This is a genomic window from Pseudomonas sp. Seg1 (assembly GCF_018326005.1).
GTDB lineage: Bacteria > Pseudomonadota > Gammaproteobacteria > Pseudomonadales > Pseudomonadaceae > Aquipseudomonas.
The window spans coordinates 5,035,401-5,052,848 of sequence record NZ_AP021903.1 but is presented as its reverse complement, the minus strand read 5'-3'; the positions used below and the strand labels follow the sequence as shown (position 1 = coordinate 5,052,848).

The window sequence follows — 17,448 nt, the reverse complement described above, 5'->3', positions numbered from 1 at the left end:
GCGGTGTGTCAGGCAATAGAAGTGGAGACTGATCCACCCTCATCGCTGGCAAGCCAGCTCCCACAGGTTTTGCGGTGTTGTCGGGAATGGGGGCAAATGAATGCCCCCATTCCTTTAAGCGTAGCTTTCGATCGACGGGCAGGCGCAGACCAGGTTGCGGTCGCCGAACACGTTGTCGACGCGACCGACCGGCGGCCAGTATTTACCTTCGATCAACGACGCCACCGGATACACCGCTTGCTCGCGGCTGTACGGGTGGGTCCATTCGCCAACCAGCTCTGCCGCGGTGTGCGGGGCGTTCTTCAACGGGTTGTCATCCTTGTCCAGCGTGCCGTTTTCCACGGCGCGGATTTCTTCGCGGATGCGGATCATGGCGTCGCAGAAACGGTCCAGTTCTTCCTTGGATTCGCTTTCGGTCGGCTCGATCATCAACGTGCCCGCGACCGGGAACGACATGGTCGGCGCGTGGAAGCCGAAGTCGATCAGACGCTTGGCGACGTCATCGACGCTGATGCCGCTGCTGTCTTTGAGCGGACGCAGATCAAGGATGCACTCGTGCGCCACCAGACCGTTGCTGCCGGTGTACAGCACTGGGTAGTGCTCTTCCAGACGACGGGAAATGTAGTTGGCATTGAGAATCGCCAGTTGCGAAGCGCGCTTCAGACCGGCGCCGCCCATCATGCGAATGTACATCCAGGTGATCGGCAGAATACTCGCGCTGCCGAACGGTGCCGCGCAAACCGCGCCTTCTTTGCGTTCCATCTGGCCATGGCCCGGCAGGAACGGTGTCAGGTGCGACTTGACGCCAATCGGGCCGACGCCCGGGCCGCCACCGCCGTGCGGAATACAAAAGGTCTTGTGCAGGTTCAAGTGCGAAACATCGCCGCCGAACTTGCCCGGTGCGCAGAGGCCGACCATCGCGTTCATGTTGGCGCCGTCGATGTACACCTGGCCGCCGTTGTCGTGAATGATCCCGCAGATTTCGCGGATGCCTTCTTCAAACACGCCGTGGGTCGACGGGTAGGTGATCATCAGCGCGGCGAGGTGTTCGCGGTGCTCGATGGCCTTGGCACGCAGGTCTTCGATGTCGACGTTGCCACGGGCATCGCACGCAGTCACAACCACGCGCATGCCTGCCATGTTGGCGGTGGCCGGGTTGGTGCCGTGGGCCGACGACGGGATCAGGCAGATGTCGCGACGCTCATCTCCACGGCTCTGGTGGTAGGCGCGGATCGCCAGCAGGCCGGCGTATTCACCCTGCGAACCGGCGTTCGGTTGCAGCGAGATCGCGTCGTAGCCGGTGGCGGCGCAGAGCATCGCTTCCAGTTCGTCGGTCAGTTGCTGATAACCGGCGCTTTGCGCTGCTGGAGCGAACGGGTGCAGGGCGCCGAATTCGGCCCAGGTCACCGGGATCATTTCGCTGGCGGCGTTGAGTTTCATGGTGCACGAGCCCAGCGGGATCATGGTGCGATCCAGTGCCAGGTCCTTGTCCGCCAGTTTGCGCAGGTAGCGCATCAGCTCCGTTTCCGAGTGATAACGGTTGAACACCGGGTGGCTGAGGATTGGCGACTGACGTACCAGCGCAGCCGGGATGGTGCTGTGTACCGAAGCGGCCAGCGCAGCGAAGTCCGGCAGGCTCTTGCCGTCGGCGAACAGGCTCCACAGGGTTTCGATGTCAGCCTGAGTGGTGGTTTCGTCGACCGACAGGCCCAGACGTTCGGCATCAATCACGCGCAGGTTGATCTGCGCAGCGTGAGCCTTGTCGTGCAGCGCGGCGGTTTGCGCGCCGGTGGCCAGAGTCAGGGTGTCGAAGAAGCTTTCCTGCTCGACCTTCAGGCCCAGCGCGGTCAAGCCCTTGGCGAGAATCGCGGTCAGGTGATGCACGCGATTGGCAATCTGCGTCAGGCCTTTCGGGCCGTGGTAGACGGCGTACATGCTGGCGATGTTGGCCAGCAGCACTTGCGCGGTGCAGATGTTCGACGTGGCCTTCTCGCGGCGGATGTGTTGCTCGCGGGTCTGCATCGCCAGACGCAGCGCCGGTTTGCCGAAACGGTCAACCGAAACACCGACCAGACGGCCCGGCATGTCACGCTTGAATGCATCCTTGGTGGAGAAGTAAGCCGCGTGCGGGCCACCGAAGCCCAGCGGCACGCCGAAGCGTTGTGCCGAACCGATAGCGACGTCCGCGCCGAACTCGCCCGGGGCGGTCAGCAGGGTCAGGGCCAGCAGGTCAGCGGCGACCGCAACCAGCGCATTGGCGGCGTGGAAGCGTTCGGTCAGTTCGCGGTAGTCGAACACATCACCGTTGCTGGCCGGGTATTGCAGCAGCGCGCCAAAGAATGGCGTCACGTCGGTCAGTTCACGCTCATCGCCCACAACGACTTCGATGCCCAGCGGCTCGGCACGGGTGCGTAGCACGTCGAGGGTTTGCGGGTGGCTGTGGATCGAGGCGAAGAACTGGTGGCTGCCTTTGTTCTTGCTCAAACGTTTGCAGAAGGTCATGGCTTCGGCAGCGGCGGTGGCTTCGTCGAGCAGGGAAGCGTTGGCGATCGGCAGGCCGGTGAGGTCGCTGATCAGGGTCTGGAAGTTCAGCAGCGCTTCAAGACGGCCCTGGGAAATTTCTGGCTGGTACGGCGTGTAAGCGGTGTACCAGGCCGGGTTTTCCAGGAGGTTGCGCAGGATCGGCGACGGCGTGTGGCAGTTGTAGTAGCCCTGGCCGATGTAGGTCTTGAACAGCTGATTCTTGCCGGCGATCGATTTGATCATCGCCAGGGCATCGGCTTCGCTCAGACCGTCGTCCATGCCGAGCACGCTGGTGCCCTTGATGCTTTCCGGGATGACGCTGGCGCTCAGGGCTTCGAGCGAATCGAATCCGAGGCTGTTGAGCATGGCTTGCTCGTCACCGGCGCGCGGGCCGATGTGACGGGCGATGAATTCGTTGGCGGTGCCGAGTTGTACTTGGGTCATGTCAGGTTCCTCAGGCTTCGGCTTGGGCTTTGATCAGACGGTCGTAAGCGTCTTGATCCAGCAGTTTGCCGACAGCGGCGGCGTCGCTTGGCTGGAAGCGGAAGAACCAGCCTTGGCCCAGCGGATCTTCGTTGACCAGTTCCGGGGCGTCTTCCAGTGCCGGGTTCACTTCCAGTACGTCACCGTCCAGCGGCATGTACACGCCGCTGGCGGCTTTTACCGATTCCACGGTGGCGGCTTCAGCGCCTTTTTCATAAGCCTGCAGTTCAGGCAGTTGCACGAACACCACGTCGCCCAAGGCGTTCTGCGCGAAAGCGGTGATGCCGACAGTGACAGAGCCGTCAGCTTCGGCGCGCAGCCATTCGTGATCTTCAGTAAAACGCAACTCGCTCATGGAAACTCCTCAGGGGCCAGACTCGTCTGGTGGACGCGGTTGAAGGCGTGGGCAGGGAAGCCCTTATTTATGAAGGGTTCATTAGCAAGAACGCGGCCATCTTGGATTTATCTATATAAATCAGATAGTTAACTATTTTTGCGAGAGGTCAGAATCGAGCGCCTGTAGCGAAATCGCTACAGCTTAAGGCAAGGAGAAAAGCTGAAGCGGATCAAAGCCTTGCACAGCGGTGACCGGAGGAGGGTGTAGCGATATCGTTCCGCTGTAGCGCTTTCAGTACAGATGGAGGTCGTTTTTGAGCGGATTTCGAATCCGTCACATAACCCTGTGGGAGCTGGCTTGCCAGCGATAACGTCTTTACCTGTGATATTGCAGGTGACTGACCCACCGCTATCGCTGGCAAGCCAGCTCCCACAGGTTTTGCATTGTGCTCAGGGCTTGTTGGGAATGCCGTACTTGCGCAACCGATGGGCGATAGCGGTGTGCGAGGTCTGCAAGCGGCTCGCCAGTTGCCGGGTCGAGGGGTAGCTGACGTAGAGTTTTTCCAGCAGCGACTTTTCGAACGACTCGACCGCTTGTTCGAGGCTGTCGACGTCGCTGTCAGTCTGCCGCGCAACGGAGGTGCCGGCGATATCGAGATCGCCGATGTCGACCAGGCTGCTTTCGCAGATCGCGGCGGCGCGGAAGATCACGTTCTGCAACTGGCGCACATTGCCCGGCCAGCGGTTGCCGAGCAGCGCCGGATAGGTACCGGGGGCGAGGCGGCAGACCGGGCGCTGGATTTGCGCGCACGCCTGTTGCATGAAATAGCGCGCCAGCAACAGGATGTCCTGACCGCGTTCGCGCAGTGGCGGCACTTCGACGTTGAGCACATTGAGGCGATAGAACAGGTCTTCGCGGAACAAGCCTTCGCTGACCATTTTTTCCAGGTCACGGTGAGTCGCGCTGAGGATCCGCACGTTGACCTTCACCTCGCGATCACCGCCGACCCGACGGAAACTGCCGTCATTGAGGAAACGCAGCAGTTTCGCCTGCAAGTACGGCGACATCTCGCCGATTTCGTCGAGAAACACCGTGCCCTGATTCGCCAGTTCCATCAGTCCCGGTTTGCCGCCGCGCGCCGCGCCGGTGAAGGCGCCGGGGGCGTAGCCGAACAGTTCGCTTTCGGCGAGGTTCTCCGGCAGAGCCGCGCAGTTCAGCGCGAGAAACGGTGCGCTGTGTCGCGCACTGATGGCGTGGCAGGCGCGGGCCACCAATTCTTTACCGGTGCCGGTTTCACCCTGGATCAACAGCGGCGCATCCAGGGCTGCCACTCTTTGAGCGCGAGCCTTGAGGGTACGAATCGCCGGAGATTCGCCGAGCAGGGCATCGAAGCCTTCGGCGTGGTCATGGTGCAACGCCGACAGCTGTTCGCCGATGCGGTTCGGTTGATACAAGGTCAGCAGGGCGCCAGCGTCGGTGATCGGCGTGGCGTCGAGCAACAGGGTCTGGCCGTTGACGGTGATCTCGCGCAGCGGCAGACGGAAGCCGTGTTCGAGCAGGGTGTCGAGCAGGCCGGGATCGTTGAACAGTTCCGCGACGCTTTCGCCGGCCGGTTCGCGACCGTACAACGCGATCAACGCCGGATTGGCCAGCAAGACTTTGCCGGCACTGTCGAGCGCCAAAACGGGATCAGTCATCGCCGCGAGCAATGCGTCGAGTTGCAAGTGCCGACGCTGACCGGGGAGGATGTCGACCACGGTCACCGCCTCCACGCCGCGCACACGGAACAACGCGTCCTTCAGTTCTTCGAGCACTTGCGGGCTCAAGGTCGGAGCGTCGATGTAGACGTTCGGCGGGATCATCTCCACGGCATCCAGATTGAGATTGCGCCCACCGAGGATAGCCAGGACTTCCTGGGTGATGCCGACGCGGTCGATGAAGCTGACGTGGATACGCATGGGGCGGTTTTGAGTTCTGGATTGCGGAGGGTGGCAAGTATGCCTTAAATCAAAAACACCCTCACCCCAGCCCTCTCCCGGAGGGAGAGGGAGCCGACCGAGGTGTCTGGCGCTACATGTCGACCTGAAAAATCGAGTCGATTATGGATTCAGTGATGCAGGGTCAGTTCGGCGTAACTTTGAAGCATCCCCCAATCAGTCCCCTCTCCCTCCGGGAGAGGGTTAGGGTGAGGGGCTTTTAAAGGTTTACTCGAAATGCTCAAGATTGACCGGATCCCCGGAATGCATATCCAGCTGCTTGCGGATGTCTTCAAACATCAAGTCGTAATGTTTGTGAACCGAGCCGATCTGGCTGTGAGTCTTGGGAATCCCGTATTTTTCGGCGATTCGTGTCACGTCGCGGGCGAAGTTGTAAGCCTCTTCCTTGGGCAGGAAAAACGTTTCCTTCATGTCCTTGCCCTGCATGTTGCCATGCAGAGTGAACTGTATCCCTTTGCCTTTCTGGGGATCAGTGAACACTTCATAGTCGAGGCACACGTTGTAATTGACGTCGTCGTCAGTCAACGCATGTCGCTCGATATGCAAATGACCGGGTTCGAACTGGGCCATGGGTTTCTCCTTTCAAGGCATGGGAGAAGGGCAGACCTCACGCCTGCCCCCGGAGTTTCTAATTATCGATAGCTGATGCCGGGCTTCGCCGTGCTGACCCGAGTACCGGCGGTGCCCTGGACGATGGCTTCGATGTCTGCCAGCGAACCGATCACCGCAACCTTGCCAGTATGGCGCGCGAATTCGCAGGCTGCCTGAACCTTTGGTCCCATGGAACCTGCGGCAAAACCCAGTCGTTCGAGTTCGTCCGGATGCGCCTCGGCGATGGCTTTCTGGCTCGGTTTGCCGAAGTCGATGAACGCGGCGTTGACGTCGGTGGCGATCACCAGCAAATCCGCTTCCAGTTGTTCAGCCAGCAGCGAGGAGCACAGGTCCTTGTCGATCACCGCCTCGATGCCCTTGAGGTTGCGGTTCTCGTCATACATGGTCGGAATGCCGCCGCCACCGGCGCAAATGACGATGCTGCCCTTGTCCAGCAGCCACTTGATCGGGCGGATTTCGAAGATGCGTTTTGGCCGTGGACTGGCGACCACACGGCGGAACTTGTCGCCGTCGGGCGCGATGGCCCAGCCTTTTTCGGCGGCGAGTTTTTCCGCTTCGGCCTTGTCGTAGACCGGGCCGATCGGCTTGGTCGGGTTCTTGAAGGCCGGGTCGTTGGCGTCGACTTCGACCTGAGTGAGCAGGGTGGCGAACGGGACCTCGAAGTCCAGCAAGTTACCCAGTTCCTGTTCGATGATGTAGCCGATCATGCCTTCGGTTTCTGCACCGAGCACGTCCAGCGGGTAGGGGGAGACGGAGGTATAGGCCGCCGCTTGCAGCGACAGCAGGCCGACTTGCGGGCCATTGCCGTGGGCGATGACCAGTTGGTTGCCGGGATGGATCTTGGCGATTTGCTCGGTGGCGATGCGGATGTTGGCGCGCTGGTTGTCAGCGGTCATCGGTTCGCCACGGCGGAGCAGGGCGTTACCGCCCAGAGCTACGACGATACGCATGGTGCATGTCCTTCTGGAAAACAGTGAGTTCGTGCAGGACGAATGCGATCCCTGTGGGAGCCGGGCTTGCCCGCGATGGCGGTGTATCCGTCAGCATTTCTGTCGGCTGACACACCGCTATCGCTGGCAAGCCAGCTCCCACAGTGACCGTGTCGATCAATTACAGATCAGCCAGGGTCGAGACCAGAATCGCCTTGATGGTGTGCATGCGGTTTTCCGCTTGCTCGAAGGCGATGCAGGCTGGCGATTCGAACACGTCGTCGGTGACTTCGATGCCGTTGGCCAGGTGTGGATACTGCTCGGCGATCTGTTTGCCGACCTTGGTGTCGCTGTTGTGGAACGCCGGCAGGCAGTGCATGAACTTGGTGCGCGGGTTGCCGGTGGCTTTCATCAGCTCTTTGTTGACCTGGTACGGCAGCAGTTGCTGGATACGCTCGGCCCACGCTTCCACCGGCTCGCCCATCGACACCCAGACGTCGGTGTGGATGAAGTCGACGCCTTTGACTGCGGCTTTCGGGTCTTCGGTCAGGGTGATGCGCGCACCGCTTTCTTCCGCGTATTTGTGGCAGCGCTCGACCAGATCGTCATGCGGCCACAGCGCTTTCGGCGCGCAGATGCGCACGTCCATGCCGAGTTTGGCGCCGACCAGCAGCAGCGAATTACCCATGTTGTTGCGCGCGTCGCCGAGGTAGGCGTAGCTGATTTCATGGATCGGCTTGTCGGCGTGCTCACGCATGGTCAGCACGTCGGCGATCATCTGGGTCGGGTGATATTCGTCGGTCAGACCGTTGAACACCGGCACGCCGGCGAACTTGGCCAGTTCCTCGACGATTTCCTGTTTGAAGCCACGGTATTCGATGGCGTCGTACATGCGACCCAGCACGCGGGCTGTGTCCTTCATGCTTTCCTTGTGGCCGATCTGCGAGGAGTTCGGGTCGATGTAAGTGACATTGGCGCCCTGGTCATAAGCGGCGACTTCGAACGCGCAACGGGTGCGGGTCGAGGTTTTTTCGAAGATCAGGGCGATGTTGTTGCCCTTCAGGTGTTGCTGCTCGGTGCCGGTGTATTTGGCGCGCTTCAGATCGCGGGACAGGTCGAGCAGGTAACGCAGCTCACGTGGGGTGTGGTGTTCCAGGCTGAGCAGGTTACGGTTGTGAATATTGAAAGCCATGATGGATCTCCTTCGGTATCGGTTATCCCCCTGATCGCACTGGATAAGTGCGATCAGGGCTCAGAGGTTTAGTAGTCGATCGGGTCGCGGATGATCGGGCAGGTCATGCAGTGGCCGCCGCCACGACCACGGCCCAGTTCCCCGGCGCTGATGGTGATGACCTCAACGCCTGCTTTGCGCAGCAGGGTGTTGGTGTAGGTGTTGCGGTCGTAGCCGATGACCACGCCCGGTTCCACTGCCACCACGTTGTTGCCGTCGTCCCATTGCTCGCGTTCGGCGGCGAAGCTGTTGCCGCCGGTTTCCACCACGCGCAGTTTCGGCAGATTGAGAGCGGCGGCGACGGTGTCGAGGAAGTTGGTTTCTTCGCGGCGAATGTCGATGCCGCCCTGTTTGCTTTCGTCAGGGCGCAGGGTGAACGCGACGATCTGGTTGACCACTTCCGGAAAGATCGTCACCAGGTCGCGGTCGCAGAAGCTGAACACGGTGTCCAGGTGCATCGCTGCGCGGGACTTTGGCAGGCCGGCGACGATGACTTTTTCCACGGCTTTGTTCTTGAACAGGTTCAGCGCCAGTTGGCCGATGGCCTGACGGGATGAGCGCTCGCCCATACCGATCAACACCACGCCGTTGCCGATCGGCATCACATCACCGCCCTCAAGGGTGGAGCTGCCGTGGTCCTTGTCCGGGTCGCCGTACCAGATCTCGAAATCGGCGTTGGTGAACTGCGGGTGGAATTTGTAGATGGCAGTGGTCAGCAGGGTTTCCTGACGACGCGCCGGCCAGTACATCGGGTTCAGCGTCACGCCGCCATAGATCCAGCAGGTGGTGTCGCGGGTGAACTGGGTGTTCGGCAGCGGCGGCAGAATGAAGCTGGAGTGGCCGAGGAAGTCGCGGAACATCTGGATGGTCTTGCCACCGAAACTGTCCGGCAGATCATCGGCGGACACGCCGCCAATCAGGAATTCGGCGATGTGTCGCGGCTCCAGGCTTTTCAGCCAGGATTTCACTTCGCTGATCAGGCCCAGGCCCACCGAATCGGCGGTGACCTTGCGCTCAAGAATCCAGTCCAGTGCTTCCGGGATGGCGACGATGTCGGTCAGCAGGTTGTGCATTTCCAGCACGTCGATCCCGCGCTCACGCATTTTGGTGACGAAGTCGAAGTGGTCGCGTTTGGCCTGGGCAACCCACAGCACATCATCGAACAGCAGTTCATCGCAGTTGTTCGGGGTGAGCCGCTGATGGGCCAGACCAGGGGAGCAGACCATGACTTTGCGCAGTTTGCCGGCTTCGGAATGGACGCCGTACTTAACTTTTTCCGTGGTCATTGCAGTGATCCTCCAGATAACAAATCAATCAGGTGTTACAGAGTCAGGAAGCCGTCGTAGAGACCGTAGGCTGCCACCAGGGCACCGACGACCACCGCGGCGAAAATCAGCTTCTCGACGTTGGTGAAAATTGCTTGTTTGAGTTCGAGCTTGGCCTTGGCGAACAGGATCGCGCCGGGCGCATAGAGCAGGGCCGAGAGCAGCAGGTACTTGACGCCGCCGGCGTAGAGCAGCCAGACCGCGTAGATCAGGGCGATGCCGCCGATGATCAGATCCTTGCGCCGCTCGGCTGCGAAGCCTTTGTAGGTTTCGCCACGTACCGCCAGCAGCAGGGCATACGCCGCCGACCACAGGTACGGCACCAGAATCATCGAGGTGGCGAGATAGATCAGTGACAGGTAAGTGCTGGCCGAGAACAGGGTGATGATCAGGAAAATCTGCACCATCGCGTTGGTCAGCCACAGGGCGTTGACCGGTACGTGGTTGGCGTTCTCCTTGCGCAGGAACTCCGGCATGGTGTGGTCTTTGGCGGCGGCGAACATGATCTCCGCGCACAGCAGCACCCACGACAGCAGGGCGCCTAGCAACGAGATGATCAGACCGACACTGATCAGCACCGCACCCCAGTGACCGACCACGTGCTCAAGCACGGCGGCCATCGACGGGTTCTGCAGTTTGGCCAGTTCCGGTTGGGTCATGATGCCCAGCGACAGCACGTTCACCAGCACCAAAAACAGCAGCACAGTGATGAAACCGATGACGGTGGCCTTGCCCACGTCCGAACGTTTTTCCGCACGGGCCGAGAAGATGCTCGCGCCTTCGATGCCGATGAACACCCACACGGTGACCAGCATCATGTTGCGCACCTGGTTCATCACGCTGCCCAGATCGGGGTTTTTCACGCCCCAGATGTCGGCGGTGAAGATGTCCAGTTTGAACGCGAAGAGCGCGATCAATACGAACAGCAGCAGCGGCACGACCTTGGCCACCGTGGTCACCAGGTTGATGAAGGCCGCCTCCTTGATCCCGCGCAGCACCAGAAAATGCACGGCCCAGAGCAGGACAGAAGCGCCGATCACCGCGGCAACGGTGTTGCCTTCACCGAAAACCGGGAAGAAATAGCCGAGGGTACTGAACAACAGAACGAAGTAACCGACGTTGCCCAGCCAGGCACTGATCCAGTAACCCCAGGCGGATGAGAAACCCATGTAGTCGCCAAAACCGGCCTTGGCGTAGGCGTAGACACCGCCGTCGAGGTCAGGCTTGCGATTGGCGAGGGTCTGGAAGACAAAAGCGAGGGTGAGCATGCCGACAGCGGTGATGGCCCAACCGATCAGCACCGCGCCGACGTCGGCGCTGGCGGCCATGTTTTGTGGCAAAGAGAATATCCCGCCACCGATCATCGAGCCGACTACCAGTGCAACCAGTGCACCTAATCGTAGTTTTCCGGGAGCTTCAGACATTGCATGACTCCATTGCAGGAGAGAAGAGTTCACAGCGTAGGACTGTTGACTGTTCGAACAACTGACATAGATCAGTGCATGGCCACATTCCATTGTTAATGAATGACTTAGGTCTCGGGTGCAGGCATAAGGCTATTGTCTGGAAGCCCCGCCCTAGAAGGGTTTGCTGTAGGTTTTTGGGAATGGCTATTATTACTTTTGAATTATCACGCTAGTTCGTTTTCAGCTTTTGGCAAATTTTCGGCATCTGTTTTCAGTACAGAATTGATTTATTAGGATCAGCGCACAAAACTGTCTTAACGTGCTAGGCGTTAGCGTCATCGGCTATATATAAGTGGGCGTTTTTCGGTGTTATCCAATAAACGTTATTAGTGTTTATCCATTTAGTTAATGTTCGATGAACACGTCTATCTTGTGGCGAGGGGATTTAGCGAAACGTCGTATCGCCCCGATGGGTGGCGAAGCCGCCCCCATCGGGGATAAATCCCCTCGCCACAGAGAGTCACTCTCGCCACAGGTGTAAACAGGTTCTGAGAACCAGTTGTTTGGAAAAGGGAGACTGGAATGTCGCAAACCACGCAAAAGCTGCGCCTGGGTGCGTTGATCGCCCTGGTCGTGGGTTCGATGATTGGCGGGGGGATTTTCTCGTTGCCGCAGAACATGGCGGCGCGCGCCGATGCCGGGGCGATCCTGATCGGTTGGGGCATCACTGCCATCGGCATGCTGACCCTGGCGTTCGTCTTTCAAACCCTCGCCAACCGCAAACCCGAGCTGGATTCCGGCGTGTATGCCTACGCCAAGGCCGGGTTCGGCGACTACATGGGCTTCTCGTCGGCGTGGGGTTACTGGATCAGCGCCTGGCTGGGCAACGTCGGTTATTTCGTTTTGCTGTTCAGCACCCTCGGTTACTTTTTTCCGGTGTTTGGCCAGGGCAACACGCCCGTCGCCATCGGCTGCGCCTCGGTCTTGTTGTGGGCCGTGCATTTTCTGGTGATGCGCGGGATCAAGGAGGCGGCGTTCATCAATCAGGTCACCACGGTTGCGAAGATCGTGCCGCTGATCATGTTCATCGTCATCGCCGCCGTGGCGTTCAAGGCTGACATCTTCACCCGCGACATCTGGGGCCGCAGCAACCCGAGTTTCGGCGGGGTGATGGATCAGGTGCGCAACATGATGCTGGTCACCGTGTTTGTGTTCATCGGCATCGAAGGCGCCAGCGTGTACTCGGCGCGGGCGGAGAAACGCAGCGACGTCGGCCGCGCCACCGTGATCGGCTTTATCGGTGTGCTGGCGTTGCTGGTACTGGTTAACGTGCTGTCGCTGGGGATCATGAGCCAACCGGAACTGGCCACCCTGCAGAACCCTTCGCTGGCGGCGGTGCTGGAACACATCGTCGGGCCGTGGGGCGCGCTGGCGATCAGCATTGGCCTGGCGGTTTCGTTGCTCGGTGCGTTGCTGTCCTGGGCGCTGCTGTGCGCCGAGATCCTGTTTGCCACGGCCAAGGACAAGACCATGCCGGCGTTCCTGAAAAAGGAAAACGCCAACCATGTACCGGTCAATGCGTTGTGGCTGACCAACGTGATGATCCAGATTTTCCTGCTGATCACGCTGTTCTCGGCCGGCACTTACACCAGCCTGATCTATCTGGCTTCGTCGATGATTCTGGTGCCGTACCTGTGGTCGGCGGCGTACGCAGTGCTGCTGAGCGGACGCGGCGAAACCTACGAACACGCCTCGGCCGAACGCACCAAGGATCTGCTGATCGGCGGCATTGCCCTGTGCTATGCGGTGTGGTTGTTGTATGCCGGCGGGGTCAAGTATTTGCTGTTGTCGGCGCTGCTGTATGCGCCGGGGGTGATCCTGTTTGCCAAGGCCAAACATGAGCAGGGCGAGCCGTTGTTCACCACGGTCGAGAAAGGGATTTTTACCTGCGTGATCATCGGCGCCGGGCTGGCGGCGTATGGTTTGTACAGCGGGCTGTTGTCGTTGTGAGGTTGTCGCTTGAGTATCAGCCGCCGTATGACTGGGCGGCGATGTCGGGCTTTCTCGCGGCGCGGGCGGTGGTCGGGATGGAGACCGTGGTCGATGGCGTTTATTCACGCAGCATCGGCTTGAACGGTGTGCATGGCACGGTTTCGGTCGGCCCTGGTGCCGCTGATGCGCTGGAGGTGACGCTGGATTTTCCTGATTCAACGGTGCTGCCGGAGATCGTTGCGCGGCTGCGGCGGATGTTTGATCTGGATGCGGATCTGTCGTTGATGCAGCGGCATCTGGCGCAAGATCCGTTGCTGGCGCGGTTGCTCGCCGAGCGTCCGGGGTTGCGGGTTCCCGGTGCGTGGGACGGGCTGGAACTGGCGTTTCGCGCGGTGCTTGGGCAGCAGATTAGCGTGGTGGCGGCGATTCGGCTGGCGGGGAAACTGGTTGCGCAATATGGCGTGCCGTTGCGTTCGACGCTTGCGGGTTTGACTCACGTTTTTCCTCAGCCGGATGTTTTGGCCGTGGCGGATCTGGCCGCGTTGGGCATGCCCAGAAGTCGTGGGCGAACGCTGTCGGGCGTGGCACAGGCGTTGCTCGATGATCCTTCATTGTTTGAACCGAATCGCCAAGGCGGGGTGGCGCGCTTGCTGGCCCTGCACGGCATTGGTGATTGGACGGCGCAGTACATTGCGCTGCGGCAGTTGCGTGATATGGATGGGTTTCCGACCGGGGATGTCGGGCTGTTGCGGGCGCTGGAAGTACTGGAAGGGCGGCGGCCGACGGCGCGGGAATTGGCCGTTCGCGCAGAGGCTTGGCGGCCTTATCGAGGGTATGCGGCGCAGCTTTTGTGGACGTCCTTGAGCCGGGGTGACTGATCCGAAGTGTGTGCTGCCAATACTGGCCTCATCGCTGGCAAGCCAGCTCCCACAGGTTTCCGGGCGCTCACAGATTAGGGGGGCGACACGGACACTGTGGGAGCTGGCTTGCCAGCGATGGGGCCCGAGCAGTCACTACCACTGTGGGAGATGTGAACCCAATTCTGTGGCCGGCAACGCCCACTGAATCGGCGTGCCGCTGATCTGCAGCGGCGCCTGCAACCGGTGCGCCGGCCCCCACGGTGTCTGCTCAACCTGTAAACCCTGATCCTGCTCATCCTCAGCGCGCAATGCCTCACTCGTCCCCGGCCCATGCTCGATCAGCAACTTGGCAGTTCGCGCCAGTGACAAACGCGCCGAGCCACCGTTGCCAGTCTTCAAACGTTCGGTCAAAAGACGGATCGCGCTCGCCGCCATCAGATACCCGGTCGCATGATCCAGCGCCTGCACCGGCAGCGGCGTCGGTTGGTCCGCCTGCTTCCAGCGCTGCCCGGCCTCGGCGATGCCGCTGCTCATCTGCACCAGGCTGTCGAAGCCGCGACGGTTCTGCCACGGGCCGCTCCAGCCGTAGGCGTTGAGGCAGACGTCGATCAACCCCGGTGCCAGTTGCCGACGGCGCTCGGCAGCGAAACCGAGCTGCTCCAGTGCATCGGCGCGGTAGCCGTGGAGCAGAATGTCAGCGTCTTTCAGTAGATTTTCAAACACGCTGCGATCTGTCGGATCGTGCAGATCCAGCCGCGCACAACGTTTGCCGAGGGTGACTTCCGGCACCACACCTGGCTCGTTCCAGGTCGGCGGATCGATGCGCAACACATTGGCGCCGAGGCCGGCAAGAAAGCGGCTGGCGGTCGGGCCGGCGAGCACGCGGGTCAGATCGAGTACCTTGATTCCCGCCAGCGGTTGGGTCACCGAGCCTTTCCAGGTTTGAGGGTTTTCGTCCTGCTCCTGAGTGAACTGCACCAGTCGTTCGGCATTCACTGCCAGCCCCTGCGGGTGTTGTTGCCACTGTGCCCAACTGCGCATCTCGGCGGCACAGCCCTTGGCATCGACCAGCGCTTGCTCCAGGTCTTTGCTGGCCCATTGCGCGACTTTGGCTGCCATCGCCGCGCGGTCGGTACAGGCGCCGAGTACGCTTTCAGCGGCGGCGCGGTGATGCGGGGCGTTGGTGTGCAGGCGGATCCAGCCGTCCTGCGTCGCGTAGTCGCCGGCGACCGGATCCCATAGCGGCGGCAGTTGCCAGCCGATCGGGCGGATCGAGGTGGCGAACCAGAACGAGGCCAGGCGGCGATCGACTTCAACTTCGGGCAGGCGACCGGTTTGTTGATTCAAGAGTTCGCTGATGGCTTGCCCGGCGGCGGCGATACTGGCGCAGGCCAGCTCGGTGACGGCGAACGCCGAGGGCAGGGCGCCGCTGGCAGTGAACGGAATCGGCGTGCGGGGCAAGCCGAGTGCGGCTTGAATGGACGTGAGGAAATCAGTCATCAAAGGCCCTCCGGAACGAGAGGGCGATGATAGTGCAAAAACTTATCGGATCAGATGAAATCCCCGATTCCAGAGTTGCCACTTGACCCTGTGGGAGCTGGCTTGCCAGCGATAGCGGTGTGTCAGTCAGCCATGTACTGACTGATCTGCCGCCATCGCTGGCAAGCCAGCTCCCACAGTGATTTGTAGTGATTTTTGGTCGGTGGTTACACGCGGAACTGGTCCATGAGTTTCATCTGCTGACTGGCCAGCGCATTCAACTGGCTGCTGATCGCTGCCGACTCAGTGGCTTGTTCAGTCAAGGTTTCAGTCACCGTACGAATCGCCGAAACGTTGCGATTGACCTCTTCGGCCACCGCGCTCTGCTGCTCGGCGGCGCTGGCGATTTGCAGGTTCATGTCGCTGATCACGGTCACCGCATCGCTGATCTTGCCCAGCGCATCCACGGCCTGACGGATCTGTCCGGCGTTGTTGTGGGCCTGGGTCTGGCTCGAATGCATGGTCGCGACCACGCCGCGCGTACCAGTCTGAATTCGCTCGATGACCACACGGATTTCCTCCACCGAATCCTGTGTGCGCTTGGCCAGGTTGCGCACTTCGTCAGCGACCACGGCGAAACCGCGACCGCTCTCACCGGCACGGGCCGCTTCGATGGCCGCGTTGAGCGCCAGCAGGTTGGTCTGTTCGGCGATGCTGCGGATCACCTCCAGCACCGAACCGATCTGCTCGCTGTTGACCGCCAGCGCTTCGACTTCGGTCACGGCTTTGCTGACTTCGTCGGCCAGTTGATTGATGTCGCGGGTGCTGCGCTCGATGATCGACATGCCGTCCTTGGCCGATTGGTCGGCACCTTTCGCCGCGTTGGCGGCGTTCGAGGCGCTGTTGGCGACGTCGTGGGCGGTGGCGCTCATTTCGTTGGACGCGGTGGCGACCTGATCGATCTCGCGGAACTGCACTTGCATGCCTTCGCTGGTCTGACGGGCGATTTCCGAAGACTGATCGGCAGTGCCGCGCGCCTCACTGATGCTCTGTTTGATCTGCGCGATGGTCGGTTGCAGCTTGTCGAGGAAACGGTTGAACCAGTTCACCAGTTCGCCCAGTTCATCTTGCTTGCTGTAGTTCAAACGTTGAGTCAGGTCGCCTTCGCCGCTGGCGATGTTCTTCAGCATCTCTGCGACGCTGTTGATCGGCCGGGTGACGCCGGAAGCGGTGAGCCAGATCAGCAGCAAACCCAGCAGACCGGCAACCACAGCCACCGCCAATGCGGTGAGCACACCGGTTTCCTGAGCATCATCAAGTACGGCTTGCAGCTTGACCGAATCGGCCAGCAGCACCTGTTTCGGCAGATCGATGACCACGCCCCACGCGCGCGAGTTACCAATCGGATCGACCGGGTACACGGCGCGGATCAGATCGCCCTGTTCCAGAATCTTGGGCGTGCCAGTGCTGAGCAGTTGCAGCACATCCTTGCCATCGGCAGCGAGGGTGTCGCTGATTTTCTTGCCGACTTTGGCAGCGTCGGAACTGTCGGCAGCCAACACGCCGCTGCCGGAAACGATGAGCATGTGCCCGGCGTTGTTGAACAGGTTGCGCTGCGAATCCACCGCCGCCGCTTGCAGGGCATCGAGAGCGATGTCGACGCCGACCACGCCGATGGCTTTGCCGTCGACGATCAAGGGCACGGAAATGGTCGTCATGAGCATTTCCTTGCCACCGACGGTGTCGGCATACGGGTCGAGCAGGCAGGTGCGTTTGTTGTCGCGAGGGCAGGTGTACCAGCTGTTGTACGGCGTGCCGCTGAGGCTGAGGGTGGTCTTGGTCATGTCTTCTTCGACCATGATCGTGTTCAGCGCGGAACCGGCGGCGCGGCTCCAGTACGTGGCGAAACGTCCGGCTTCGTTGGACTGGCGCGCCGCATCGTTGGCGAACTCGCTGTCCTTGCCGTCCAGACCATTGGGTTCGAAGGCGAGCCAGATGCCGAGCACTTTGTCGTTGCGCTCGAAAGCGGTTTTCAGGCTCAGGTTCAACTCTTCGCGCAAGGCGCCAGCCTCCAGCGAACGCTTGGCCGCCATCACGCGCATGTCCTTGATCTGGTCGGCCAGCGCAGTGATCACCGTCAGGCTCTCGCCAAAGGTTTTCTGCACCCGCACCGCCTGCTCGGCGGCTTTGGCCTGCAGCAGGTTCTGCACACTGGCGGTGAGCAACTGGTTGCTGGAGTGGCTGACCAGTTCGTCGTTCTGGTTGGTCTGGTAG

The 17,448-nt window shown here is 60.8% G+C and carries 12 protein-coding genes and 1 pseudogene; 2 read left to right on the top strand and 11 right to left on the bottom strand.

The features are described from left to right. Positions 1–114 precede the first annotated feature (114 nt). The 8 genes from gcvP to arcD (KI231_RS22670) form a co-directional block, all read right to left on the bottom strand. Entirely contained in the window at positions 115–2,967 is a 2,853-nt protein-coding gene (gene gcvP / locus KI231_RS22705; RefSeq protein WP_213026399.1) for an aminomethyl-transferring glycine dehydrogenase, read from the bottom strand. Positions 2,968–2,977: 10 nt separating this feature from the next. Next, positions 2,978–3,361, bottom strand: coding sequence for a glycine cleavage system protein GcvH (gene gcvH / locus KI231_RS22700; RefSeq protein WP_103303967.1), 384 nt, complete (start codon positions 3,359–3,361; stop codon positions 2,978–2,980). 431 nt (positions 3,362–3,792) lie between these two features. After that, positions 3,793–5,301, bottom strand: coding sequence for a transcriptional regulator GcsR (gcsR, locus tag KI231_RS22695; protein ID WP_103303968.1), 1,509 nt, complete (start codon positions 5,299–5,301; stop codon positions 3,793–3,795). Positions 5,302–5,547: 246 nt separating this feature from the next. Then, positions 5,548–5,910 carry a DUF5064 family protein gene (locus KI231_RS22690; protein ID WP_103303970.1) on the bottom strand — a complete coding sequence of 121 codons (363 nt, stop codon included), beginning with the start codon at positions 5,908–5,910 and terminating at the stop codon, positions 5,548–5,550. Positions 5,911–5,972: 62 nt separating this feature from the next. Continuing rightward, positions 5,973–6,902 (bottom strand): carbamate kinase, encoded by a 930-nt coding sequence (gene arcC, locus KI231_RS22685; protein WP_213026398.1) that lies wholly within the window; start codon positions 6,900–6,902, stop codon positions 5,973–5,975. 160 nt (positions 6,903–7,062) lie between these two features. Continuing rightward, positions 7,063–8,073 (bottom strand): ornithine carbamoyltransferase, encoded by a 1,011-nt coding sequence (locus tag KI231_RS22680; protein ID WP_064588896.1) that lies wholly within the window; start codon positions 8,071–8,073, stop codon positions 7,063–7,065. A gap of 68 nt (positions 8,074–8,141) precedes the next feature. Next, on the bottom strand, positions 8,142–9,398 hold the full coding sequence (gene arcA, locus KI231_RS22675) for an arginine deiminase (protein ID WP_213026397.1): 1,257 nt from the start codon (positions 9,396–9,398) through the stop codon (positions 8,142–8,144). 35 nt (positions 9,399–9,433) lie between these two features. Further along, positions 9,434–10,861, bottom strand: a complete 1,428-nt coding sequence (gene arcD, locus KI231_RS22670) for an arginine-ornithine antiporter (protein WP_103303973.1) — start codon at positions 10,859–10,861, stop codon at positions 9,434–9,436. A 564-nt stretch (positions 10,862–11,425) separates the two neighbouring features. Between arcD (KI231_RS22670) and arcD (KI231_RS22665) the strand changes: the two genes are divergently transcribed. Both arcD (KI231_RS22665) and KI231_RS22660 read left to right on the top strand, forming a co-directional pair. After that, positions 11,426–12,853, top strand: coding sequence for an arginine-ornithine antiporter (gene arcD / locus KI231_RS22665; RefSeq protein ID WP_103303974.1), 1,428 nt, complete (start codon positions 11,426–11,428; stop codon positions 12,851–12,853). Next, positions 12,850–13,713, top strand: a complete 864-nt coding sequence (locus tag KI231_RS22660; protein WP_213026396.1) for a DNA-3-methyladenine glycosylase family protein — start codon at positions 12,850–12,852, stop codon at positions 13,711–13,713. Before arcD (KI231_RS22665) ends, KI231_RS22660 begins: the two co-directional genes overlap by 4 nt. A 135-nt stretch (positions 13,714–13,848) precedes the next feature. On the opposite strand, the gene KI231_RS22655 is transcribed toward KI231_RS22660, so the two are convergent. From KI231_RS22655 to KI231_RS30405, 3 genes and pseudogenes are all read right to left on the bottom strand, one after another. Beyond that, positions 13,849–15,195, bottom strand: coding sequence for a CoA transferase (locus KI231_RS22655; RefSeq protein ID WP_213026395.1), 1,347 nt, complete (start codon positions 15,193–15,195; stop codon positions 13,849–13,851). Positions 15,196–15,401: 206 nt separating this feature from the next. Further along, complete coding sequence (locus KI231_RS30410) at positions 15,402–16,157, bottom strand: methyl-accepting chemotaxis protein (RefSeq protein ID WP_371919311.1); 756 nt, start codon at positions 16,155–16,157, stop codon at positions 15,402–15,404. A 102-nt stretch (positions 16,158–16,259) separates the two neighbouring features. Continuing rightward, positions 16,260–17,267 (bottom strand): annotated as a pseudogene (locus KI231_RS30405) (methyl-accepting chemotaxis protein); the annotation flags it as partial. Between the last annotated feature and the right edge of the window lie 181 nt (positions 17,268–17,448).

Excerpts from the sequence above, each read along its gene's own strand:
- KI231_RS30410 (WP_371919311.1), bottom strand. The coding sequence starts at position 16,157 with ATGCAAGTGCAGTTCCGCGAGATCGATCAGGTCGCCACCGCGTCCAAC.
- gcvH (WP_103303967.1), bottom strand. The coding sequence starts at position 3,361 with ATGAGCGAGTTGCGTTTTACTGAAGATCACGAATGGCTGCGCGCCGAA.
- KI231_RS22680 (WP_064588896.1), bottom strand. The coding sequence starts at position 8,073 with ATGGCTTTCAATATTCACAACCGTAACCTGCTCAGCCTGGAACACCAC.
- arcD (WP_103303973.1), bottom strand. The coding sequence starts at position 10,861 with ATGTCTGAAGCTCCCGGAAAACTACGATTAGGTGCACTGGTTGCACTG.
- arcC (WP_213026398.1), bottom strand. The coding sequence starts at position 6,902 with ATGCGTATCGTCGTAGCTCTGGGCGGTAACGCCCTGCTCCGCCGTGGC.
- arcA (WP_213026397.1), bottom strand. The coding sequence starts at position 9,398 with ATGACCACGGAAAAAGTTAAGTACGGCGTCCATTCCGAAGCCGGCAAA.
- gcsR (WP_103303968.1), bottom strand. The coding sequence starts at position 5,301 with ATGCGTATCCACGTCAGCTTCATCGACCGCGTCGGCATCACCCAGGAA.
- gcvP (WP_213026399.1), bottom strand. The coding sequence starts at position 2,967 with ATGACCCAAGTACAACTCGGCACCGCCAACGAATTCATCGCCCGTCAC.
- KI231_RS22690 (WP_103303970.1), bottom strand. The coding sequence starts at position 5,910 with ATGGCCCAGTTCGAACCCGGTCATTTGCATATCGAGCGACATGCGTTG.
- KI231_RS22655 (WP_213026395.1), bottom strand. The coding sequence starts at position 15,195 with ATGACTGATTTCCTCACGTCCATTCAAGCCGCACTCGGCTTGCCCCGC.
- arcD (WP_103303974.1), top strand. The coding sequence starts at position 11,426 with ATGTCGCAAACCACGCAAAAGCTGCGCCTGGGTGCGTTGATCGCCCTG.